Origin of the sequence: Allostella sp., assembly GCF_041913585.1 — a bacterium.
Taxonomy (GTDB): domain Bacteria; phylum Pseudomonadota; class Alphaproteobacteria; order ATCC43930; family Allostellaceae; genus Allostella.
Genome location: NZ_JAYSFE010000084.1, coordinates 1 through 21,138, shown reverse-complemented (window position 1 = coordinate 21,138; position 21,138 = coordinate 1). Strand labels below are relative to the sequence as shown.

Here is a 21,138-nt window from a genome sequence, read left to right as displayed (position 1 = left end):
CGCCTGCGTCGCACGCTCCGCCGCGCTCCGCGCCGCCTCCGCCTCGTCGCGCGCGGTCGTCAGATAGGCATTGCTGGCTTCGAGCGCCCGCGCCCGCTCCGCCAGTGCCGCCGCGTAGGCGTCCTCGCGGCGGCGGGCGCGGCGGAGCGCCGTCCACACCGTGACGATCGCCAGGATCGCCGCAAGCCCACCCAGCACCACGAAGATCAGCAGCGAGCGGTTGAGCTCGGCGCCCAGGAAGGCCTCGAGCGGGCCCATGTCGCGGCGCAGCCGGACATCGGCGAAGGGCACGCCCTCGGGACTGGACAGGGTGACCCGGGTCTCGTCGAGCGCGCTGCCGTTGGCCGGCGGCCGGACGTTCTCGAGGGTGCGGAGAACCCGGTCGCCGCCATGCGCGAGGATCGCCGTCTGGCTGCCGACCCGCTCGTCGAGCCGGCCGAGCGCTGCCAGGGGATCGACATGGACCAGCACATAGCCCGCGACCCGGAGGCCGCCCAGCGGCGCCACCACCGTCAGGACCGGCGTGCCGCCATCGGTCCAGACCTGCACCATCTGCCGCAGCCGGTCGCGGACGGACCGGTTGCGCACGGCATCGAGCAGGGCCGCCGGCGGCTCGCGCGGCGGTGCTTCGGCGGTGCGGTCGCCCCAGCGGTCGCCGACCTTCCGCAGCTCGGGCGAGTAGATGCCGAGGCCGAGCATGCGGACCTCGCCCCGGGTCAGGAGGTCGCGTCCGAACTCGTTCGCCAGGACCGCCTTGATCCGCGCCTCGTCGGTTTCCGTGACCAGCCCGCGCACGTCGCGGTTTTCGGCGATCAGGCCGGCGAGGTTCTGGACGAGGCCGAGATGGCTGGTCCACAGCATCTCGCGCGTCGCCACCTCGACGACGCGGGCGACGGCGCTGCGGTCCGAGTTGCGGACGAAATCGTCATAGCGCTCGGTCATCCAGACGCCGATCGCGCCGGCGACCAGCAGGATGAAGAGGTTGGTCCCGATCAGCAGCGCCGTGATGGCGCCACTGCGGGTCGGCCGCTCGGGCGTCGGCGCGCTCTGCCCTTCGTCCGCCGGAACGTCCGGCTTGCTCGGCTCGCTCGTCATCGTTCTGCCACCGCCTCCCCCGACCGCGGATCGTCCGCGGCCCGAAGGCCGCCCCCGGAACGCCGTGCCGCGGGCGCCGAGAATAGTCGCGGGCCAGGAGGGTTTGAAACCGCCAATATGGCGTCCGGCGCGCGCCCGGCGAATTCTTCACGCGCGAGGGTGGTCAATTCGGCACCGATCCGTATCCTGGACCGATGCGAGCCCGCTCGCACCGCAAGGGAGGCAAGAATGCGCAAGGACCGGACGATCCGCGAACTCTACCGCGACGATCCCGAGCGTGCCGACGCCCTGGTGTTCGGTCGCCGCGGCCTGCTCAAGGGGGCCAGCCTGGCGGCGATGGGCGCCGCGGTCGGCGGCGCCATCCCGTTCGCCGGCAACATGCCGTCCGGCCTGCTGCCGGCCGCGCTCGCCCAGGGCGCGGCGGTGCCGGGCCCGAAGCTCTTGAAGATGGACGGCAAGGCCGAACTCGCCGTGCTCGGCGACCGCCCGCTCGTCGCCGAGACGCCGGAGCACCTGCTCGACGACGACGTCACGCCGACCGAGAAGTTCTTCATCCGCAACAACGGCCAGATCCCGGAGCCGACGGCCAACCCGGACGCCTGGGAACTGACCATCGACGGCGAGGTCAACACGCCGCTGAAGCTCACTCTCGGCGACCTCAGGAAGCGCTTCCAGGCGGTCACCTACCGGCTGCAGCTGGAGTGCGGCGGCAACGGGCGCAGCTTCTTCTCCCCGCAGGCCAGCGGCAACCAGTGGACCAACGGCGGCGTCGGGAACGCCGAATGGACCGGCGTCCGGCTGAAGGACGTGCTGCAGGCGGCGGGCCTCAAGCCGTCCGCCGTCTATACCGGCCACTACGCCACCGACCCGCACCTCTCGGGCGACGCCAGCCGCATCGCCCTGTCCCGCGGCGTGCCGATCGCCAAGGCGATGGAGGAGCACACGCTGCTGGCCTTCGCCATGAACGGCAAGCCGCTGCTGCCGATCCACGGCTTCCCGCTGCGCGTGGTGGCGCCGGGATATCCCGGCTCGGCATCGTCGAAATGGGTGACCCGCATCCAGGTGCGCGACCGCGAGCATGACGGGCCGGGCATGACCGGCACCTCCTACCGGGTCCCGACCGTGCCGATGGTCCCCGGCAGCAAGCCCGATCCCAAGACCTTCGCGGTCCTGCAATCGATGCCGGTCCGCTCCATCATCACCAACGTGCGCAACGGCACCGAGCTCGCCGACGGCACCCGCAAGGTCGCGCTCCGCGGTCATGCCTGGGCCGGCGAGGAGACCGTCAAGGCGGTCGACGTCACCCTCGACTTCGGGCAGACGTGGCAGTCCTGCCAGCTCGACGCGCCGCCGAACAAGTATTGCTGGCAGAACTGGCGCACCGAACTCGCGCTGCCGTCCGCCGGCTATTTCGAGTTCTGGGTCCGGGCGACGGACAGCAAGGGGCGCATGCAGCCGGTGCTGGCGGCCAACTGGAACCCGCAGGGCTATGGCGGCAACGCCATGCACCGGGTGGCCGTGCTGGTCAAGGCGTGACGCCGGCCCGATGAGCTTCGGTCCGGCGCAGCTCGCCACCCTGTGCATCGGGCTGGCGGTGATCGTCCTCGGCGCGGACAAGGCCGGGTGGCTGCGGGACAAGCCGCAGCCCCCGCCACCGCGGCCCGCCGCCACCGCCCCGGCGGCGGTGCCGGCCGCCGAACCGGCCCCCGCATCGGCACCGGCGGCGCGGCAGCTCGCCGCCGGGACGCCGCCCGCCGGCTATGTCCGCGACGCGGCGGACGTGCCGGAGAACCTGCCCGAAGGACCAGATCGGGAGGAGGTGTTCTGGTACTGCACCGCCTGCCACAGCTCCGAACTGGTGCGCCGGCAGGGCCTGTCGCGCGAGCGCTGGGACGACCTCCTGACCTGGATGACCGACCGCCACGGCATGGCCCCGCTCGAGGGGAGCGATCGCGAGCGGTTCCTCGACTATCTGAGCCAGGCCCTGCCGCCCCGGCCGGCGCGCGGTTTCGTCAACCCGTTCCTCAATCGGCAGTAGGCCGGTCGGATGCCGGCGACCCGCCGGACGCCGTCCGACCGGCTGCCGATGCTGCGGGCGCTGGCGCTGGCCCGGGCAGCGGCCGCGGCCGGCGAGGTCCCGGTCGGGGCCGTCGTCGTCGAAGCCGCGACCGGCACCGAACTGGCGGCGGCGCACAATCGCGTCGAGACCGACCGCGATCCGACGGCCCACGCCGAACTGCTCGCCATCCGGGCGGCCGCGGCCCGGCTCGGCTCGCCACGCCTCGTCGGCTGCGACCTCTACGTCACGCTCGAGCCGTGCCCGATGTGCGCCCAGGCGATCGCCTTCGCCCGCCTGCGCCGGGTCTATTTCGCCGCCTACGATCCCAAGGGGGGCGGCATCGAGCACGGCCCGCGCATCCTGGAGCAGCCGACCTGCCACCATCGGCCCGAGGTCTATGGCGGCATCGAGGAACAGGCCGCCTCCCGGCTGCTGCGGGCGTTTTTCGCCGAGCGCCGCAGCTAGAATCCGCCGACTGCCTATCGTTTAACCACTCTACCGCTATCGCCTATTTTTTGGGCGGAGACGCTATGAGCGAAAGGGATTCCACCGGATCGTCCGCTGGCACGAATCTTGGACTCATTCGGAAGGTCCCTGCTGCGACGCAACAGGGCGCACAGCGACCGGGCGGGCGCCCGGAGCGGTATGGGCCAAGGAGCTGCTCAGGAGAGGGTTCGATGACGTCGCCGAACAACCATAAGATTTCCGCCGGACCGGCGGCGCCGCGGCGTGCCGGAGCGCGGATGGCGCCGCTTCCGGCGCTCGCCGGGGCGGCCGTCATGGCCGCCGGCCCGGCCTTCGCCGCCGACCCGCCGTCGTTGAGCGCCGGCGACACCGCCTGGATGCTGACGTCGACGGTCCTGGTGCTGATGATGCTGATCCCGGGCCTGGCGCTGTTCTACGGTGGCATGGTCCGCAAGATGAACGTGCTGGCGACCCTGATGCAGTCCTTCGCCTGCATGTGCCTGATCAGCATCCTCTGGTTCGTCATCGGCTATTCGATCGCCTTCGCCGAGGGCACCGCCTTCGTCGGCAGCCTCGCCAAGATGTTCCTGGCGGGAGTGGAGATCGGCACCCTGTCGGGGACGATCCCCGAGACCCTCTTCTTCATGTTCCAGCTCTCGTTCGCCGCGATCACCCCGGCGCTGATCTTCGGCGCCGTCGCCGACCGCATGCGCTTCTCGGCGATGCTGCTGTTCAGCGCCCTCTGGTCGATCGTGGTCTACGCGCCCGTCGCCCACATGGTGTGGGGTCCGGGCGGCTTCCTCGGCGGCACCGGCCTCACCGACTATCCGGGCCCGTTCGGCGTCGGCTCGGTTCTGGACTTCGCCGGCGGCACCGTCGTCCATATCAATTCGGGCATCGCCGGGCTGATCGCGGCCCTGGTCCTGGGCAAGCGCAAGGGCTACGGCCGGGATCCGTTCCCGCCGCACAACCTGACCCTGTCGGTGATCGGCGCCGCGCTGCTGTGGGTCGGCTGGTTCGGCTTCAATGCCGGCTCGGCCCTGGCCGCGGGCGAGCGCGCCGCGATGGTGATGGCGGTGACCCATATCGCCACCGCCGCCGCCGGCCTGTCCTGGATGTTCGCGGAGTGGCTGACCAAGGGCAAGCCGAGCGTGCTCGGCATCATCTCGGGCGCCATCGCCGGCCTGGTCGCGATCACCCCGGCCTGCGGCTTCGTCACGCCGACGGGCGGTCTCATCATCGGGCTCGTCGCCGGCGTCGTCTGCTTCTGGGCCTGCACCGGCCTCAAGCATGCGCTCGGCTATGACGACGCGCTCGACGTCTTCGGCATCCACGGCATGGGCGGCATCCTGGGCGCGGTGCTGACCGGCGTCTTCGCGGTCGGGGCGATGAGCGCCACGACCGGTGCCGATGGTGCCGTCGTGGCCGGGGCGAGCGGCCTCGTCGAAGGCAATGGCGGCCAGGTCATCGCCCAGATCGTCGGGGTTCTCGTCACCATCGTCTGGTGTGCGATCGCCTCCTTCGTGCTCCTCAAGATCGTCGATGTGTTGGTGGGGCTCCGTGTCGACGAGGAGATGGAGCGCGATGGTCTCGACCTCCGGCTGCACGGTGAAACCGTGCCCTGAGCGCCGGTCGTCCGGTCGAGGGGAAAGGGGGCGCTTCGGCGCCCCCTTTTTCGTGCGTCCGGTCCGTGCATGATGGCGGCTTCGTTCGATTCTCTCCCGAGGGCCATCATGACGCTTTCCGTGAAGCACCTTCTCGCCGAAGCCAACGCCGCCGTGCCGCGCATCGCCGCCGCCGAGGCCGCCAAGATGCAGGCCGCCGGCGCCCTCGTCGTCGACGTCCGCGACGCCGCCGAGGTGGCGGCCTCCGGCAAGGTCAAGGGCGCGCTCGCCGTCTCGCGCGGACTGCTCGAGTTCAAGGCCGATCCCGACAGCCCGATGCACGACCCGGCCTTCCGGCGCGACCGGCCGGTCATCCTCTATTGCGCCTCGGGCGGCCGCTCGGCACTCGCCGGCAAGGTGCTGCGCGACATGGGCTTCGCCGACGTCCACAATCTCGGCGGCTTCCGCGACGCGGTCGCGGGCGGGCTCGAGAGCGAGCCGGCCTGAGCTACTCGCGGCCTGAGCTGCTCGCGGCGCGAGCTACTTGCGGGCCGTCCCCAGCGCCCCCAGCCGGTTCAGCATCAGCACGAGCACGACCGAGACGAGCACGACGAGTGCGGACACCGCCGCCATCGTCGGGTCGATGCGGTCGCTGACATAGTTGAAGATGCGGACCGGCAGGGTCTGGTGGGCGGGCCCGGCCATGAACAGCGTCACCGTGACCTCCGAGAAGGAGATCAGGAAGCAGAAGAGGAAGGCCGAGACCATGCCGCGCAGGCAGAGCGGCAGCGTCACCAGCAGGACCGCGTGGCGGCGGCGCGCGCCGAGGCTCATCGCCGCCCATTCGAGTTCCGGCCCCTGGCCCTCGAGGGCCGCCAGCAGGGTGCGCACCGCGAAGGGCAGCACGATCACGACATGGGCGGCGGCCAGCGCCGCGACCGACCCGTAGAGCCCGATGAGGTTGGTGAACTGCAGCATGGCGATGCCGTAGACGACGGCCGGCACGATCAGCGGCGCCGTGAAGAGCCCGAGCAGGGCCGACGAGCCGGGGGGCCGTCCGCGCACCAGCCCGTAGGCGGCGAGGAAGCCCAGCGCCGTCGCGACCAGGGCCGCGACCAGCCCGAGATGCAGGCTGAGCCAGGCGCTGTCGACGAAGGCGTCGTAGGAGAAGAGTTCCTCGTACCAGCGCAGCGAGAAGCGGCGGACCGGGACCTCGAACAGCATGGTCGGGGTGAAGGACATCCACACCACGAGCACGATGGGGGCGACGACGTAGGCCACCATCAGCAGGTTGAAGAGGGTGAGGAGCCGCCTCATCGGCCGCGCCCGGCGAAGCCGCGCCGCGTCATGCCCTGGGCCACGGTGACGAAGCCCAGCGTCACCACCAGCATCGCGACCGCCAGCGCGCCACCGAAGGGCCAGTTCAGCTCCTCGAGGTTGACCTGGTAGGCGACGAAGGAGAGGACGCGGGTGCGCGTGCCGCCGAGCAGGGCGGGGGCGGCGAAGGCCGCCATGTTCATGGTGAAGTTGATGATGGCGCCGGCCAGCAGCGCCGGCAGGGTCAGCGGCAGGGTCACCCGCAGGAAGACCTGCCACGGTCGCGCGCCCAGGGTCATCGCCGCCCAGCGCAGGTTGCCGTCGAGCCCCTTGAGCGCCGCCCAGAGCGGCAGCAGCACGAAGAGGAAGTGCCCCGGCAGCAGGCCGACGACGATGCCGGTCTCGTTCAGCATCAGGCGCAGCGGCGCGTCGATCAGGCCGAGATCCTGCAGGGCCCGGTTGACCAGCCCCTTGTTGCCGAGGATGAGGGTCCAGCCGAAGGACTTGACCACCGCATTGACGAACCACGGCGACAGGTAGACGAGAATCGCCCAGGTCTGGCCGCGCGGGCCGAGCCCGGCGAGCCACACGCCGACCGGATAGGCGAGCAGGACCGAGAAGAGCGTGATGAGGAGGCTGACCCGGAGCGTCCGCAGCAGCACCTCGCCATAGTAGGTGTCGAGGAGGCGCACGTAGTTGGCGATCGTCCAGGAATCGCGGTCGATCCCGGAGGGGGTGTTGCGGTGCAGGCTGACGACGGCGGTATCGAAGAGCGGCGCCAGGTAGACCGCCAGCATCAGCGCCAATGCCGGGCCGAGGAAGAGCCAGACCCCGCCGCCGAGCCGGACGCCCAGCGCCGCCCGGCCGGCCGCGCCCTGGGTCACGCCGCGCCCCGGGTCATGCCGCGCCCCGGGTCATGCCGCGACCGGCGCCAGGTCGGCGTCGTCCCAGGACACGGCGACGGCCTCGCCCATGCCGAACCGGCCGGAGCGGCCGGCCGGAGTCTGGGCCAGCAGCGGCCGGTCGCCGACGGCGACGCGGTAGTTCACGAGGTTGCCGAGATGGGCGACCTGGTCGATCCGTCCGACGATCGCCGGTCCGCCGCCGCCGGCGCCATGGTCGGCCACAGCCGCCAGCGACAGCCGCTCCGGCCGCAGGACCACCGTCGCCGTGCCGCCTTCCCGCCACTCGGCCAGCGCCGGTACCCGGCAGGCGCGCAGGCCGTCGAGCGCGACCTCGGCCTCGCCCCCGGAAAGCCCGGCGACCCGGCCGGTCCATTCGTTGACCGGCCCGAGGAAGCCGGCGACGAAGCGGTTGGCCGGGCGGTCGTAGAGCTCGGTCGGCGCCCCCACCTGCTCGACCCGGCCGGCGCGCATCACCGCCACCCGGTCCGAGAGCGAAAACGCCTCGTGGATGTCGTGGGTGACGAGGATGGTGGTGATGCCGAGCCGGTGCTGCAGGTCGGCGAGCTCGCTGCGCATGTCCTCGCGCAGACGGGCGTCGAGGTTGGACAGCGGCTCGTCGAGGAGCAGGAGGTCGGGCTCGATGACGATGGCGCGCGCCAGCGCGACGCGCTGCTGCTGGCCGCCCGACAGTTCCGACGGCCGCCGTCCGCCATAGCCCTCGAGCCGGACGGTGGCGAGCGCGCGCCGGATGCGGGGTTCGCGCTCGGCCCGCGGGAGGCGGCGCATGGCGAGGCCGAAGCCGACGTTCTGCGCCACCGTCATGTGCGGAAAGAGCGCGTAGTTCTGGAAGACGAGCCCGATCTGCCGTGCCCAGATCGGCGCCGCCGTGACGTCGGCGCCGCCGATCGCGATGCGGCCGCCGTCAGGGTTGAGGATGCCGGCGACGAGGCGCAGGAAGGTCGTCTTGCCGCAGCCCGACGGCCCGAGCACGGTGAAGAACTCGCCGGGCCGGACCGAGACGTCGATGCCGTCGACCGCCGTCGTCGCGCCGAACCGCTTGACGAGCGCCCGGGCCTCCAGCCCCGCGGGAGTCGCACCCACCGATGTCGTCCGGGAGCGGCTGCTATTTCAGCGGCAGCACTTCGCGCTCGAAGACCTTGATCCAGTCCGCGCGCCTGGCATTGACCTCGGCATAGTCCACCCGCTGCATGTCGTTCAGCGCCGCGACCGGGATCGGGTTGGTGGTGACCTCGGCGTTCATGGTGACGTTGCCGTAGCGCTCGGCCCGGAACGTCATGACCTCCTTGGAGAGCCACCAGTTGAGGAAGGCCCGGGCGCCCTCGGGATTGGGCGCGTTCTTCATGATTCCGGCGGCGGTGCCGGTGAAGAAGAGCGGCTTCGGCACGACGTACTTCACCGGCACGCCGCGGCGCGCCATCTCCGCCGCGGAAGAGGAACTATAGAACCCGACCGCCGCCGAACCGTCCTGCAGGAACTGGCCCATGCGCGCGAAGGTCGTCGGCCACTCGACGATGCCGGGGGCGAGCTTCTTCAGCGCCTCGAAGCCGGGGCCGATCTGATGCTCGCTGCCGCCATGGACGCGCGCCAGCGTGATGAGGACGTAGAGGCCGTAGGTCGTGTTGACCGGCGGCAGGACGAGGCCGCCCTTGAATTCCGGCCGCATCAGTTCGCCCCACTCGGCCTTGGGCTCGGCCCACTTCTTCTGGGCGAAGACCTCATGGTTGTAGATGATCGCCATGACGTCGCCGTAGGTCATGATCGTGTTGGCATTGACCCGCGCGACCGGTGCCAGCTTGGCGATGTTCGGGATGTCCTTGGCGTCGAGCGGCTGGAACAGCCCCTGCTGGTCGCCGGCGAGGAAGGGCAGCAGGTCGCTCTGCACGACGTCGACCTGCGGCTTGTCCTTCTGGGCGATGGCGGCGGCGATGATCTCCGGCCCGGTCGCCTTCGGCACGAGCTGGACCGTATAGCCGGTCGCCTCGGTGAACTTCCGACCCCATCCCTCCTTCTCGAGCGTCTGCTGGACGGTGCCGCCCCAGGTCAGGAAGTAGACGGTCTTGTTCGCGCCCTGGGCGACGGCCCCGCCGGCCGCCGCAATGGCGAGGGCGGCCGCGGCGAGGCCGAGGAAGGCGGAGCGACGGATCGGACCCATGGGGCGGCTTCTCTCGGGCAGAGGAACGGGATCAGGCGGCGGCCGGAACGCGGTGGACGGTGACGCCGCCGCGCACGGCGCCGGGCTCGGTCGAGCCCCACAGCACCTCGAAGCCGGGCGGCAGCCGGCGGCTGTTCGGCACCGACAGCCAGAGGCGCATCAGCCGGCGCGCCTTGCCCGTCGTCGGGTCGTCCTCGTAGGCGGTCCGGCCGTGATAGATGACATGGTTGTTGAGGAACTGCATGTCGCCTTCGACGAAGGGCGCGTAGAGGCAGTGCTCCTCGGCCAGCTCCGCCAGCAGGTCCATGGCCTCGACCTGCGCCGGCGTCGCCCGCGGCACCTCCGGGAACTCCTGCGCCTGCTCGACGTAGGTCCGCGAATACTGGCTGGTGATCTTGCCGTCGACCATGCCGAAGACCGGCATCTTGAACCAGCGCTCGGCATGCAGCCCGTCCTCGTCCTCCGGCCGCGAGCGGTAGAAGTCCTGGAACAGGACCTCCAGCAAGTCGGGCCGGCGCCGCAGCATCTCGTTGTAAATGGTCGGGATGCTGACGAGCTTGCTGACCCCGCCCGCCATGCTGTTCTGGGCACAGAGCAGGGTGATGACGTCGCAGCGGTCGGTGTGGAAGCGCAGCGGGCCGTTCGACCGCGCCCGGGCGCGGCTCGACTTCACGCGGCCGGCCACCGGTTCGACATAGGTGCGCTCGGCATCGCCGGATTCGTCGCGCACCTCGCCGATGAGTTCGCCACGGGCATTCTGGTGCAGGAGCGTGCCGACATGCGTGCCGAAGCCCCAGAAGATGCGGCGCATGTCGTCGAGCGAGTAGCGCTCGACCGGCAGGCCGGAGATGCGGACCGCGCCGATCCCGTCCTCGAGCTCGTCCAGCAGGTCGGCGATCAGCGGCTCGAAGCCGGGCAGCGGGAAGTCCTCGCGGCGGATCGCCAGGGTCGGGATGCCGGCACGGTCGACCGCGGCCAGCGCCGACTCCAGGGTCGCGATCTGATCGGCCGACCAATGCCGGACCCAGGCGTTCGATGCCGCCAGATCCCGGCCGTACCAGGCCACCGGACCGGAAATCGCCTGCCGCGCCGCTTCTGCCATCGCTGGAACCTCCGACTGCGCCCCGGGGCGCCTCGGGGGCGGAGTCAATCACGCCACCGCGCGCCTGTCATCGCCCAATCGCGCGACCAGTCTCAGCAAATTCCGGGCCGTCGCCCGGCCGGACGGTCAGGCGTCGAGCGTCGCCCGCCGCTCCCATTCCGAGACGGAGCGGGCATAGTCGTCCCATTCCGCCATCTTGAGGCGGGCATAGCTGGCGACGACGTCCGGCCCGAAGGCGGCGCGGGCGAAGGCGCTCTTCTCGAAGAGCCGGATCGCATCGAGGAGATAGAGCGGGAGGCGGCGGACCCCCTTCACCTTGTGCCCGTCGCGATACATGTCGACGTCGAGGCGACGGCCCGGGTCGCGGCCCTGGGCGATGCCGTCGAGGCCCGCCGCCAGGATCGCCGCCTGGCCGAGATAGGGATTGACCGCCGCATCCATGAGCCGCAGCTCGAAGCGGCCCGCCTCGGGAATGCGGACCATGTGGGTGCGGTTGTTGCCGCCGTAGGTGACGGTATTCGGCGACCAGGTGGCGCCCGACCGGGTGACGGGCGCGTTCAGGCGCTTGTAGCTGTTCACGGTCGGCGCGAAGAGGGCGCAGAGGTCGGTGGCGTGGTGCAGCACGCCACCGAGGAACCGGTAGGCCACCGCCGACAGGCCGAGTTCGCCGGCGCCGTCCTCGAACAGGTTGCGCCGGCCGGCCGGGTCCCACAGCGACACGTGGGCGTGGCAGCCCGACCCGGTGAGGTTGGGAAAGGGCTTGGGCATGAAGGTGGCGCGCATCCCGTGCGCCTCGGCCAGGGTCCTGGCCATGAACTTGAAGAAGACGTGGCGGTCGGCGGTGCGGAGCGCGTCGTCGTACTCCCAGTTCATCTCGAACTGGCCGTTGGCGTCTTCGTGGTCGTTCTGGTAGGGGCCCCAGCCAAGTTCCTGCATGCCGTCGCAGATCGCCCGGATGACGTCGAACCGACGCATCAGCGCCTGCTGGTCGTAGCAGGGCTTGTCGGCGGTATCGCCGGCATCGCCGACGCCGGCGCCGTCGGGCGCGAGCAGGAAGAACTCGCACTCGACGCCGGTGCGCATGCGATATCCGAGCGCCGCCGCCTCGGCGAGCTTGCGCTTGAGGATGACGCGGGGCGCCTGTGCCAGGGGCTGGCCGCCCATCCACAGGTCGGCCGCCAGCCACGCCACGTCCTTCTTCCACGGCAGCACCATCAGGCTGGCCGGGTCGGGGACGGCGAACATGTCGGCGTCGGCCGGCGAGAGGTCGAGATGGGTGGCGAACCCGGCGAAGCCGGCGCCCGCCTTCTGCATCCCGGCGATGGCCGAGGCCGGCACCAGCTTGGCCCGGGTCGCGCCGAAGAGGTCGACATAGGCGATGAGGAAATAGGCGATCCCGCGTTCGCGCGCGATCGCCGCCAGATCGTCGTTCCCCTTGCCCGCCTTCGCCGCCTTCGCCATCGCCTGCCCCCTTGGTTGAAACGCCGGCTTCCGGATGCGATGGCCGTGCCAGCCTAGCGGCCGGGAATCCAGCCGGTGCCGGCGAGCGGCACCCCCGCCATCGCCGCCGCCTCGACGGTCAGCGCCGCCAGGTCCTCCGGCTCCAGATTGTGCAGGTGCGACTTGCCGCAGGCCCGGGCCAGGGTCTGCGCCTCCAGCACCATGGTCGAGAGATAGTTGCGCACCCGGCGGGCGGCGGCGTCGACGTCGAGCCGCTTCTCCAGCGCCGGATCCTGGGTGGCGATGCCGACCGGGCAACGGCCCGTCTGGCAATGGTGGCAGGCGCCGGGCTCGGTGCCGAGCGCGGCATAGTCGGCGACGTGGATCGGCCGGTTGCAGTCGAGCGCGATCAGCGCGGCGGTGCCGATCGAGACGGCATCGGCCCCCATGGCGAGCGCCTTGGCGACGTCGGCGCCCGAGCGGATGCCCCCCGAGACGATGAGCGGCACCTTGCGGTGCATGTCGAGTTCCTGCAGCGCCTCGACCGCCTCGCGCAGGGCCGGCAGGGTCGGGATGCCGACATGCTCGATGAAGACGTCCTGGGTGGCGCCGGTGCCGCCCTGCATGCCGTCGAGCACGATCGCGTCGGCACCCGACTTGACCGAAAGCTGGACGTCGTAGCGCGGCCGGGCGGCGGCGACCTTGACGTAGATCGGCTTCTCCCAGTCGGTGATCTCGCGCAGCTCCTGGATCTTGATCGCGAGGTCGTCGGGGCCGGTCCAGTCCGGGTGGCGGCAGGCCGAGCGCTGGTCGATACCGGCCGGCAGCGCGCGCATGGCCGCGATGCGAGGCGTGATCTTCTGGCCGAGCAGCATCCCGCCGCCGCCGGGCTTCGCCCCCTGGCCGACCACCACCTCGATCGCGTCCGCGCGCCGGAGATCGCGCGGGTTGAGCCCGTAGCGCGACGGCAGCACCTGGTAGACGAGGAGGCTCGAGGCCTCGCGCTCCTCGTCGGTCATGCCGCCGTCGCCGGTCGTGGTGGTCGTCCCCATCGCCGTCGCGGCGCGGCCGAGCGCGGTCTTGGCGGTCGCGGACAGGGCCCCGAAGCTCATGCCGGCGATGGTGATCGGGATCTTCAGGTGCAGCGGCTTCTTCGCGAAGCGCTGGCCGATGACGATGTCGGTCGCGCATTTCTCGCGATAGCCCTCGAGCGGGTAGCGCGAGATCGAGGCGCCGAGCAGGACGAGATCGTCGAAGCTGGGCAGGCGGCGCTTCGCGCCGAAGCCGCGGATCTCGTAGATGCCCTCGGCGGCGGCGCGCTGGATCTCGTGGATCGTCTCGGGCGGGAAGCTGGCCGAGCGGCGAAGGGGGGCGTGGCCGTCCATCGGGGGCGTCTCAGTAGGCGTCGGCGTGGTCGACGTGGAAGTGGTAGAGCCGTCGGGCCGAGCCGTAGCGGCGGAAGCGCGCCGGCTCGCCGGCGATGCCGGCACGGGCCAGCAGCCCGGCCACCGCCGCGCGGTCGGCATCGGTCATCGGCTGTTCCTCGCAGTCGGCGCCGAGGCTCGCCACCTCGCCCTGGACGTAGATGACCGCCTCGTAGAGCGAATCGCCGAGGTCGTGGCCGGCGTCGCCGCAGACGACGAGGCGCCCGGTCTGGGCCATGAAGGCGCTCATGTGCCCGACCGAGCCGCCGACGACGATGTCGACGCCCTTCATCGAGATGCCGCAGCGCGCCGAGGCGTCGCCCTCGATCACGACGAGGCCGCCATGGCCGGAAGCGGCGGCCGCCTGCGAGGCGTTGCCGCGCACCCGGACGCTGCCGGACATGATGTTCTCGGCGACCCCGACCCCGGCATGGCCGTCGATCACCACGTCCGCCGCCTCGTTCATGCCGGCGCAATAGTAGCCGACATGGCCGTCGACGGTGACCGAGATCGGCCGCGTCAGGCCCGCCAGCAGGGCGTGGCGGCCGCCCGGATTGACGATGGTCCAGGCGCGCTCGTTGGTGTCCGCCGGCAGGTCGTGGAGGCGCTGGTTGAGGTCGCGGACGCTCGTCTCCTCGAGGTCGACGGCGATCACGCGCGGCCCCAGGCGTAGACGGTGGCCGGTTCCGGCTCCCAGACCCGGGCCCGGCTCGCGCCCGGCAGCGGCGCGATCGCCTTCCATTCCGAGCCCATGGCGACCCAGTCGTCGGTCTCGGCCAGGATGGCGGGCTTGCAGGCGATCGGGTCGCGCAGCACCGCGAAGCCGTCGCGGGTGCCGACGGCGAAGGTGTAGAAGCCGTCGAGATCGTCGAGGCCGGCGCGCATCGCGTCCGCCAGGCTGTCGCCCTGCTGCAGGCGATGGGCGAAGTAGCCGGCCGCGACCTCGCTGTCGTTGTCGGTGTCGAAGCGGATGCCGGCGCGCGCGAGATTGCGACGCAGGCGGTTGTGGTTGGAGAGCGACCCGTTGTGGACGAGGCAGAGCTCGGCGCCGACGGCGAACGGATGGGAATGCTCGGTGGTGACGGCGCTCTCGGTCGCCATGCGGGTGTGGCCGAGCGCGTGGGTCCCGTCCATGCCGGCGAGATCGAAGCGGCGGGCGACCGCGTCCGGGCCGCCCATGTCCTTGAAGACCTCGATCGAGCGCCCGAAGCCCATCACCCGCACCTCGGGATGGTGCGCCGCGAGCCACGCCCGGGCCGGCCCCTCGGCCGCCGCACTGGTGAGCACCGCATGGTTGCCGCGCCGCTCGGCCGATGCCGTGGCGTCGAGCGCCAGGCCGAACGCGGTCGCCAGCGCGTCCCAGTGGTAGCCGGGATCGGGATGGAAGAGCGTGATCTTGACGGCGCCCTCGGGCGCCGGGCGGCGGTAGACGGCGAAGCCGGCACTGTCCGGACCGCGGTCTCCCATCTCCACCAGCATGCGCGCGAGGAGGCGGCCGAGGTCCGGCCGCAGCCCCGCATTCTTCAGGAACAGTCCGACGATTCCGCACATGGTCTTGACTGTAGGAGCGGGACCGGCGGTACCGCAATCGAAAGCAATTTAGTTTCCTGAGAGGAAACAGGCGCCGGCCGGCGCTATGGCCTGGAGGTCTGGGCCGGCCGCTCTATGATGGCCCGGACCATGGCCGACCCGTCCGCCCGCAGCTACGACATCGTCTTCTACCACCAGTTCCTCGACGCCCACCCGATGCGGCCGTCGCAGTCGCCGGCAGAGGCGGCGATGGACCCAAGGGCGATGATCCGGCTCGCCGCCGACGTCGCCCACCGCCGCTCGCCCGGCGGGCAGGTGGTGCTGGTGACGAACGCCGCCGCCGAATTCGCCCATCTGCCCCACCTCGCGGTCGAGCGCCGCGACCTCGCCGATCCGGCCCGGCTGCAGTACGACCGCACCCGCTGCTATCGCGACTACCTCGCCGCCCGCGTCGGACAGGCCGGCCGGCAGGGCGCCATATTCCTCGATACCGACGCGCTGGCGCTGCGCGAGATGGCGGGGCTGTTCGACCGGCCCTTCGACGTCGCGCTGACCTATCTCGAAGAGGCGCTGGTGCCGCCGCCGGCCCGGCTCGATCGCTGGGGCCTGCCCGACGACGGCCGCCTCAGCGCCATCAATTTCGGGGTGATGGCGGCCCGCTTCACCCCGGCCGCGGTCGGCTTCTTCGATGCCGCGCTGGCCCGCTTCGAGGCCATCGCCGGGGAAGGCGAGCGCTTCCTGGGCACCGCCCGCAACAGCTTCCGGGCCGCCGACCCGGCCGGCGGCACGCATTTCCGGATCGCCGACGTGCGGACCTGGGGCGGCGGCCAGTTCGCCCTCACCTCGCTGCTCTCGCCCTGTCTCTTCGGCACGCTGCGCGACGATTGCGAGGTCGCGGGCGCTCGCGTCCGGCTGCTGCCGTCGGCACAATGGAACTTCTCGCCGCCCGGGGGGCGGATGACGATGGAGTCCCTGGAGGGATGCTACGTCCTGCACCTCAAGGGCAGCCGCAAGACCCAGTTCCCGGCAGTCGCCGCCTGGCTCGCCTGACACCCCGCGCCGACCGAAGGATTCCCGCCGATGCGTCGCATCACCCTCGAGACCGTCATCCCGGCGCTGAAGCGCAAGGTCGGCGACTGCACCCGCACCGACCTGCTGGCGACGGCCGAGCACCAGCGCGCCCTGGAACAGGTCCATGCCGATGCGCTGGCCCGCGCCGCGCGGACCGGCTCCGCCGCCCCGCCCGAAGCCTACGAGACCGCCTGGCGAACCCACTGCCGCGCCCATGTCTATGCGGCGCTCGCCGGCGACCTGCCGCCCGATGTGCCGGCGCGCGGGCACTGGACGAAGGACGACCTCGACCGGATCTGGCAGGAAGCCTGCGCCGCGGCCGGGCTCGCACCCTGGCAGGCGCATGCGGCCACCACCCGCGAGCGCGAGGCGGCGCGCGCCCGCGAGCGCCGGGCGCAGGCCAAGGCCGAAACCCGGGCCGCGGGCGGCGAGGAACCGCCCGTCCGCCGTCGCCAGGGAGCACGCAAGGCGGGCGCGGCCAGGACCGCGGACGCAGGGCCGGCACGACGCCCGGCCGACCGTCGCCTCGACGCCCCGACAACGCCGGACCGGCGCCCCGCCCGCGGACCGACGGCCGCGGGCCGGCCGGACGCGCCGGTGCCGGCCGGGCGAGGCCGGACGGGCATCCCCCGGGGCGACGGACCGCACGCCGGCAGGCCGCGGACCGAAGCTCGGGGGGCCGAAGCTCCGGGGGCCGGCGGCCCGCGGAGCGTGAGCCCCCGGAATCAGGGTCCACGAAGCGGCGGCCCGGGAACCGGCAGCCCACGGGCCGCCGGGGCGGGCGGTGCGCGCCCGCCGAGCGCCGGCTCGAGGATCGACCGGCCAGCCGCAGACGGGCCTCGAGCCGGCCGGCCGGGAAGCGGCCGCCCGTCGGGGTTGCGGAGTGGCGGCCCCGGTGGCGACGGGCCACGGGGCGATGGGCCACGGGGCGATGGGCCACGGGGCGGCAGGCCCGGCGGCGGCAGGCCGAGCGGGGGCAGGCCGAGCGGGGGCGGGACCGGCGGTAGCGGGCCGCGCGGCGGCAGGCCGGGTGGCGGCAGGCCGGGTGGCGGCAGGCCGGGTGGCCGCGGCTGACGGGGCCGGGTCGGAACGAGGTGGAGGAATCGGACATGGCGGCGAACCCCCGGGTCGAGGACCATTATTCCAGTGTCGGCATCGCCCGGCGCATCCTCGACGCGCTGGCGGCGGCGAACGGCGCCGACGCCCCCGTCACCCCCGATGCGCTGGCGCCGCTCGACCAGTTCCACGGCCGCGGCATCCAGGCGACCCGGGAACTGGTCGAACTGCTGCGGCCGCAGGCCGGCGAGGAGATCGTCGACATCGGCTGCGGCATCGGCGGCCCGGCGCGCTGGATCGCCTGGACCTTCGGCTGCCGGATCACCGGCGTCGACCTCACCCCGGCCTTCTGCGAGGCGGCACGCGAACTCAACCGCGCCACCGGCATGGCGGATCGCGTCCGCATCCTGGAGGGCAACGCCCTCGCCCTGCCGCTGCCGGACGCCGCCTTCGACCGCGCCTATTCGCAGAACGTGGTGATGAACATCGCCGACAAGCGCGGCTTCTATGCCGAGGCGTTCCGGGTGCTGAAGCCGGGCGGCGTCGCCGCCCTCTCGAACCTGCTGGCCGGGCCGGCCGGGCCGCCGCACTTCCCGGTGCCGTGGGCCGAGGGGCCGTCGACCAGCTTCCTCTCGACCGAGGCCGATACCCGCGCCGACATCCTGGCGGCCGGGTTCGAGATTCTCTCCTTCCGCGACACCGCCGCCGAGACGGTGCCGAAGCAGAGCGCCATCCGCCGCAAGCTGGAGGCCGAGGGCATGCCGCCGCTCAGCCTCCGGGTGCTGATGGGCGAGCGCATGCGCGACCTCACCGTGAATTCGATCCGCAGCCTCGAGGAGGGACGCGCCGTCCCCGTCGAGATCCTGCTGCGCCGGCCCGCCTAGCAGGCTCGCGGTTCCGCGGCCGACCGTTCGCCCGTACTATGCCCGGCCGAAGCGCCCATCGTCGTGGCGCGGCCAAATTCGGGGAAACGCCATGAAGCGACCACACGCGATGCTGGCCCTGGCCGGCGTCCTCCTGGCCCTCCTGCCCGGCACCGGGGGTGCGCAGGCGCCGGCCGACTGGCCGGCCAGGCCGGTCACGATGGTGGTGCCCTATCCGCCGGGCGGGGTGAACGACCTCGTCGCCCGTGCCGTCGCCGACCGCATGACGCAGACGCTGGGCAAGCCCGTGGTCATCGCCAACCGTGCCGGCGCCGCCACCACCGTCGCCTCCAACTTCGCCGCCAAGGCGGCGCCGGACGGCTACACCATCTATGCTGCCGGCACCTCGCTGGTCATCAATCCGACGCTGCAGGGCAACGTCCAGTACGATGCCAAGCGCGACTTCCGGCCGCTGTCGCTGATGTCGGTCACCCCCTTCGTCCTGCACGTCCACCCGGCCCTGCCGGTCCGGGACCTGGCGGGGCTGGTCGCCCACGCGCGCGCCAACCCCGACAAGCTCAACATCGCCAGTTCCGGCATCGGCGCCACCAACCACATGGCGGCCGAGCTGCTGAAGGACGCCGCGCAGATCCGCCTCGTCCACGTCCCCTACAAGGGCGGCGCCCAGGCCGGCCAGGACGTCGCCGCCGGCAACGCCCAGATGATGTTCTCGGCCGTGATCGAGGCCATGCCCCTCATCGAAGGCAAGCTGACGCGGGCGATCGCGGTGTCCAGCAACCGGCGCTCGCCGGCCCTTCCCGACCTGCCGACCATCGAGGAGGCGGGCGGACCCAAGGGCTTCAACGTCGTCTTCTGGCAGGCCATGGTGGTGCCGGCCGCCACCCCGCAGCCGATCGTCGACAAGCTCTATGCCGCCATCCGCAAGGCGGTCGACGATCCCGAACTCAAGGCGCAGTTCGCCCGGCAGGGCGTCGAGCTGCGCGGATCGTCGCCGGACGAACTGGCGGCGCTGATCGACCGCGAGGAGAAGGTGTGGAGCACCCTCATCCGCGAGAAGGGCATCAAGGCCGAGTGAGCGGCCGGAGCGAGGAGAACGGAGTGACCATGCAACTGGAGTTCGGCGGCAAGCGCGTCCTGGTCGCGGGCGGCAGCCGCGGCATCGGGCGATCGATCGCGCTCGGCTTCGCGGCGGCCGGCGCCGATGTCGCCATCTGCGCCCGCGGGGCGGAGACCCTGGAGAAGACCCGGCAGGAGATCGCCGGCCACGGCGGCAAGGCCCATGCCTTCGCCTGCGACCTCGCCGACGGCCCGGCCGTCAAGCGCTGGGTCGCCGATGCGGCGGCGGCGCTGGGCGGCGTCGACATCCTGGTCAACAACGCCTCCGGCTTCGGCTCGACCGACGACGAGGAGGGCTGGGCCAAGGGCCTCGCCGTCGACGTCATGGCGACGGTCCGCGCCTCGCATGCCGCCATCCCGCTGATCGCCGAAGCGGGCGGCGGGGCGATCGTCAACATCTCGTCGATCTCCGGCTACCACGCCTCGACCCGCTCGGCGCCCTATGCCGCGGTCAAGGCGGCGGTCATCCAGTACACGACCAGCCAGGCGCTGATGCTGGCGCCCAAGGGAATCCGGGTGAACTGCGTGGCCCCCGGCTCGATCGAGTTCCCCGGCGGCTCGTGGGAGCGGCGGCGCCTCGCCGGCGAGGCGCTCTATGCCAGCGTGCTCGGCAAGATCCCGTTCGGCCGCCTCGGCCGGCCGGAGGAAGTGGCGAACGTCGTCATGTTCCTCGCCTCGCCGCTCGCCCAGTGGGTGACCGGCCAGACGATCTGCGTCGACGGCGGCCAACTCCTGAGCTGACCCGCCGGTGAAGGCGGCGGCGACGGCGGCGAAATGCAGCGCCGCCGCCGCCAGCACCAGCGCGTGCCAGATGGCATTGTGGAACGGCACCCGGTGGGCATGGTGGACGGCAGCGCCCAGGGTGTAGACCGCGCCGCCGGCCACCAGCAGCCCCAGGACGGTGCCCGGCAGCCCGTCCGCCATCGGCCCCAGCAGGGGCAGCAGCATCCAGCCCTGGACCAGGTAGAGCGCGGTGCCGAGGCGCTCGTACCGGCGCGGCGCCGCGAGCTTGAGCGCGATGCCGGCCACGGCCGTCGCCCACACCGCGACGCACAGGCCGGGGCCCCAGGGCGGGGCGACGAGGTTGACGGCGAACGGGGTGTAGCTGCCGGCGATCATGACGTAGATCGCCGCGTGGTCGAGGCGGCGCAGACGCTCCTTGGCATGTCCGGCGGGCGTGAGGTTGTACGCCGCCGAGGCGGCGACCATCAGCACCAGCCCGAAGCAGTAGACGGCGACGCTGGCGGTGGCGACGGCATCGCCCACGCCCGCCACCGCCGACAGGAGGACGATGCTGGCGACCGGCGCCGCCGCCACGCCGATCCCGTGGACGAGGGCGTCGAGGCGCCGTTCCGTCGGCGAATAGTCCGGGAAGCGCGACCGTCCGGCGGGGTCCATGACGCATCCTATCCGGACGGCCACGGCAGCGCTCGGATTGCGCCCGCCGCCGGCGCTATAGTGGCGGCGCCGAGACGCCGAACGACCCGCGAGGACGACCGATGCCAGCCGACCAGGGCGCGACACGCACCCAGTATTTCGAGACGACCGACTATCCCCTGGAACTCGGCGGCCGCCTGCCCAAGGTACGGATCGCCTACGAGGCCTATGGCAAGCTGGCGCCCGACGGCCGCAACGCCCTGCTCCTGACCCACGGCTTCACCTCGAGCCACCATGCCGCCGGCCGCAACCCCGAGAACGGCAACCAGCCCGGCTGGTGGAATGGCCTCGTCGGCCCCGGCAAGGCGATCGACACCGACCGCCTCTTCGTCGTCGCCTCGAACATGCTGGGCTCGTCCTACGGCTCGACCAACGCCCGGGACCTCGACCCCGCGACCGGCCAGCCCTACGGCCCGACCTTCCCCGACATCACCGTCTCCGACATCGTCGGCGTGCAGCG

19 protein-coding genes and 2 pseudogenes are annotated in these 21,138 nt (G+C 72.1%); 10 read left to right on the top strand and 11 right to left on the bottom strand.

Translation table 11 applies throughout. The features are described 5' to 3' along the window. Positions 1-1,095 (bottom strand): hypothetical protein (locus ACE3Q3_RS15955; RefSeq protein WP_374447749.1); only part of this gene is annotated, 1,095 nt, incomplete at its 3' end. 228 nt (positions 1,096-1,323) lie between these two features. On the opposite strand from ACE3Q3_RS15955, the gene ACE3Q3_RS15950 reads away from it, so the two are divergent. The 5 genes from ACE3Q3_RS15950 (at position 1,324) to ACE3Q3_RS15930 (ending at position 5,730) form a co-directional block, all read left to right on the top strand. After that, positions 1,324-2,631: a sulfite oxidase gene (locus ACE3Q3_RS15950; RefSeq protein WP_374447747.1), complete on the top strand. Its 1,308-nt coding sequence runs from the start codon at positions 1,324-1,326 to the stop codon at positions 2,629-2,631. A gap of 10 nt (positions 2,632-2,641) precedes the next feature. Continuing rightward, complete coding sequence (locus ACE3Q3_RS15945) at positions 2,642-3,133, top strand: hypothetical protein (protein WP_374447746.1); 492 nt, start codon at positions 2,642-2,644, stop codon at positions 3,131-3,133. Positions 3,134-3,142: 9 nt separating this feature from the next. Next, on the top strand, positions 3,143-3,619 hold the full coding sequence (locus ACE3Q3_RS15940; RefSeq protein WP_374447745.1) for a nucleoside deaminase: 477 nt from the start codon (positions 3,143-3,145) through the stop codon (positions 3,617-3,619). 278 nt (positions 3,620-3,897) lie between these two features. Continuing rightward, positions 3,898-5,244, top strand: a complete 1,347-nt coding sequence (locus tag ACE3Q3_RS15935) for an ammonium transporter (protein ID WP_374447743.1) — start codon at positions 3,898-3,900, stop codon at positions 5,242-5,244. A 108-nt stretch (positions 5,245-5,352) separates the two neighbouring features. After that, positions 5,353-5,730: a rhodanese-like domain-containing protein gene (locus tag ACE3Q3_RS15930; RefSeq protein WP_374447742.1), complete on the top strand. Its 378-nt coding sequence runs from the start codon at positions 5,353-5,355 to the stop codon at positions 5,728-5,730. Positions 5,731-5,763: 33 nt separating this feature from the next. On the opposite strand, the gene ACE3Q3_RS15925 is transcribed toward ACE3Q3_RS15930, so the two are convergent. From ACE3Q3_RS15925 to ACE3Q3_RS15885, 9 genes are all read right to left on the bottom strand, one after another. Beyond that, complete coding sequence (locus tag ACE3Q3_RS15925; protein ID WP_374447739.1) at positions 5,764-6,540, bottom strand: ABC transporter permease; 777 nt, start codon at positions 6,538-6,540, stop codon at positions 5,764-5,766. Further along, positions 6,537-7,424: an ABC transporter permease gene (locus tag ACE3Q3_RS15920; protein ID WP_374447738.1), complete on the bottom strand. Its 888-nt coding sequence runs from the start codon at positions 7,422-7,424 to the stop codon at positions 6,537-6,539. The genes ACE3Q3_RS15925 and ACE3Q3_RS15920 overlap by 4 nt, the downstream gene beginning before the upstream one ends. Before the next feature lie 30 nt (positions 7,425-7,454). Beyond that, positions 7,455-8,546: an ABC transporter ATP-binding protein gene (locus tag ACE3Q3_RS15915; RefSeq protein ID WP_374447736.1), complete on the bottom strand. Its 1,092-nt coding sequence runs from the start codon at positions 8,544-8,546 to the stop codon at positions 7,455-7,457. A 22-nt stretch (positions 8,547-8,568) separates the two neighbouring features. Next, positions 8,569-9,618, bottom strand: coding sequence for an extracellular solute-binding protein (locus tag ACE3Q3_RS15910; protein ID WP_374447734.1), 1,050 nt, complete (start codon positions 9,616-9,618; stop codon positions 8,569-8,571). 31 nt (positions 9,619-9,649) lie between these two features. Further along, positions 9,650-10,720 carry a TauD/TfdA family dioxygenase gene (locus ACE3Q3_RS15905; RefSeq protein ID WP_374447732.1) on the bottom strand — a complete coding sequence of 357 codons (1,071 nt, stop codon included), beginning with the start codon at positions 10,718-10,720 and terminating at the stop codon, positions 9,650-9,652. Positions 10,721-10,846: 126 nt separating this feature from the next. Further along, positions 10,847-12,181, bottom strand: coding sequence for a type III glutamate--ammonia ligase (glnT, locus tag ACE3Q3_RS15900; RefSeq protein ID WP_374447730.1), 1,335 nt, complete (start codon positions 12,179-12,181; stop codon positions 10,847-10,849). 53 nt (positions 12,182-12,234) lie between these two features. Next, positions 12,235-13,545 (bottom strand): FMN-binding glutamate synthase family protein, encoded by a 1,311-nt coding sequence (locus ACE3Q3_RS15895; protein WP_374447729.1) that lies wholly within the window; start codon positions 13,543-13,545, stop codon positions 12,235-12,237. 10 nt (positions 13,546-13,555) lie between these two features. Further along, on the bottom strand, positions 13,556-14,239 hold the full coding sequence (locus tag ACE3Q3_RS15890) for a protein glxC (protein WP_374447727.1): 684 nt from the start codon (positions 14,237-14,239) through the stop codon (positions 13,556-13,558). Beyond that, on the bottom strand, positions 14,236-15,135 hold the full coding sequence (locus tag ACE3Q3_RS15885) for a glutamine amidotransferase family protein (RefSeq protein ID WP_374447725.1): 900 nt from the start codon (positions 15,133-15,135) through the stop codon (positions 14,236-14,238). Before ACE3Q3_RS15885 ends, ACE3Q3_RS15890 begins: the two co-directional genes overlap by 4 nt. Before the next feature lie 129 nt (positions 15,136-15,264). Here ACE3Q3_RS15885 and ACE3Q3_RS15880 point away from each other — a divergent pair, with 129 nt between their 5' ends. The 4 genes from ACE3Q3_RS15880 to ACE3Q3_RS15865 all read left to right on the top strand — a co-directional run bounded on the left by ACE3Q3_RS15880 (position 15,265) and on the right by ACE3Q3_RS15865 (position 19,982). After that, on the top strand, positions 15,265-16,164 hold the full coding sequence (locus tag ACE3Q3_RS15880) for a hypothetical protein (protein ID WP_374447723.1): 900 nt from the start codon (positions 15,265-15,267) through the stop codon (positions 16,162-16,164). A 1,130-nt stretch (positions 16,165-17,294) separates the two neighbouring features. Then, positions 17,295-18,125 (top strand): cyclopropane-fatty-acyl-phospholipid synthase family protein, encoded by an 831-nt coding sequence (locus ACE3Q3_RS15875; RefSeq protein WP_374447721.1) that lies wholly within the window; start codon positions 17,295-17,297, stop codon positions 18,123-18,125. A gap of 91 nt (positions 18,126-18,216) precedes the next feature. Continuing rightward, positions 18,217-19,200 carry a Bug family tripartite tricarboxylate transporter substrate binding protein gene (locus tag ACE3Q3_RS15870; RefSeq protein WP_374447719.1) on the top strand — a complete coding sequence of 328 codons (984 nt, stop codon included), beginning with the start codon at positions 18,217-18,219 and terminating at the stop codon, positions 19,198-19,200. A gap of 29 nt (positions 19,201-19,229) precedes the next feature. Next, positions 19,230-19,982, top strand: a complete 753-nt coding sequence (locus ACE3Q3_RS15865; RefSeq protein ID WP_374447751.1) for an SDR family NAD(P)-dependent oxidoreductase — start codon at positions 19,230-19,232, stop codon at positions 19,980-19,982. A gap of 42 nt (positions 19,983-20,024) precedes the next feature. On the opposite strand, the pseudogene ACE3Q3_RS15860 reads toward ACE3Q3_RS15865, so the two are convergent. Further along, positions 20,025-20,639: pseudogene (locus tag ACE3Q3_RS15860) on the bottom strand (hemolysin III family protein); the annotation flags it as partial. Between the two features lie 101 nt (positions 20,640-20,740). Here ACE3Q3_RS15860 and metX point away from each other — a divergent pair. Then, a pseudogene (gene metX / locus ACE3Q3_RS15855) lies at positions 20,741-21,138 on the top strand (homoserine O-acetyltransferase); the annotation flags it as partial.

Coding starts and splice junctions, on each gene's coding strand:
- ACE3Q3_RS15950 (WP_374447747.1), top strand. CDS start 1,324: ATGCGCAAGGACCGGACGATCCGCGAACTCTACCGCGACGATCCCGAG.
- ACE3Q3_RS15945 (WP_374447746.1), top strand. CDS start 2,642: ATGAGCTTCGGTCCGGCGCAGCTCGCCACCCTGTGCATCGGGCTGGCG.
- ACE3Q3_RS15940 (WP_374447745.1), top strand. CDS start 3,143: ATGCCGGCGACCCGCCGGACGCCGTCCGACCGGCTGCCGATGCTGCGG.
- ACE3Q3_RS15935 (WP_374447743.1), top strand. CDS start 3,898: ATGGCGCCGCTTCCGGCGCTCGCCGGGGCGGCCGTCATGGCCGCCGGC.
- ACE3Q3_RS15930 (WP_374447742.1), top strand. CDS start 5,353: ATGACGCTTTCCGTGAAGCACCTTCTCGCCGAAGCCAACGCCGCCGTG.
- ACE3Q3_RS15925 (WP_374447739.1), bottom strand. CDS start 6,540: ATGAGGCGGCTCCTCACCCTCTTCAACCTGCTGATGGTGGCCTACGTC.
- ACE3Q3_RS15910 (WP_374447734.1), bottom strand. CDS start 9,618: ATGGGTCCGATCCGTCGCTCCGCCTTCCTCGGCCTCGCCGCGGCCGCC.
- ACE3Q3_RS15905 (WP_374447732.1), bottom strand. CDS start 10,720: ATGGCAGAAGCGGCGCGGCAGGCGATTTCCGGTCCGGTGGCCTGGTAC.
- glnT (WP_374447730.1), bottom strand. CDS start 12,181: ATGGCGAAGGCGGCGAAGGCGGGCAAGGGGAACGACGATCTGGCGGCG.
- ACE3Q3_RS15895 (WP_374447729.1), bottom strand. CDS start 13,545: ATGGACGGCCACGCCCCCCTTCGCCGCTCGGCCAGCTTCCCGCCCGAG.
- ACE3Q3_RS15885 (WP_374447725.1), bottom strand. CDS start 15,135: ATGTGCGGAATCGTCGGACTGTTCCTGAAGAATGCGGGGCTGCGGCCG.
- ACE3Q3_RS15880 (WP_374447723.1), top strand. CDS start 15,265: ATGGCCGACCCGTCCGCCCGCAGCTACGACATCGTCTTCTACCACCAG.
- ACE3Q3_RS15875 (WP_374447721.1), top strand. CDS start 17,295: ATGGCGGCGAACCCCCGGGTCGAGGACCATTATTCCAGTGTCGGCATC.
- ACE3Q3_RS15870 (WP_374447719.1), top strand. CDS start 18,217: ATGAAGCGACCACACGCGATGCTGGCCCTGGCCGGCGTCCTCCTGGCC.
- ACE3Q3_RS15865 (WP_374447751.1), top strand. CDS start 19,230: ATGCAACTGGAGTTCGGCGGCAAGCGCGTCCTGGTCGCGGGCGGCAGC.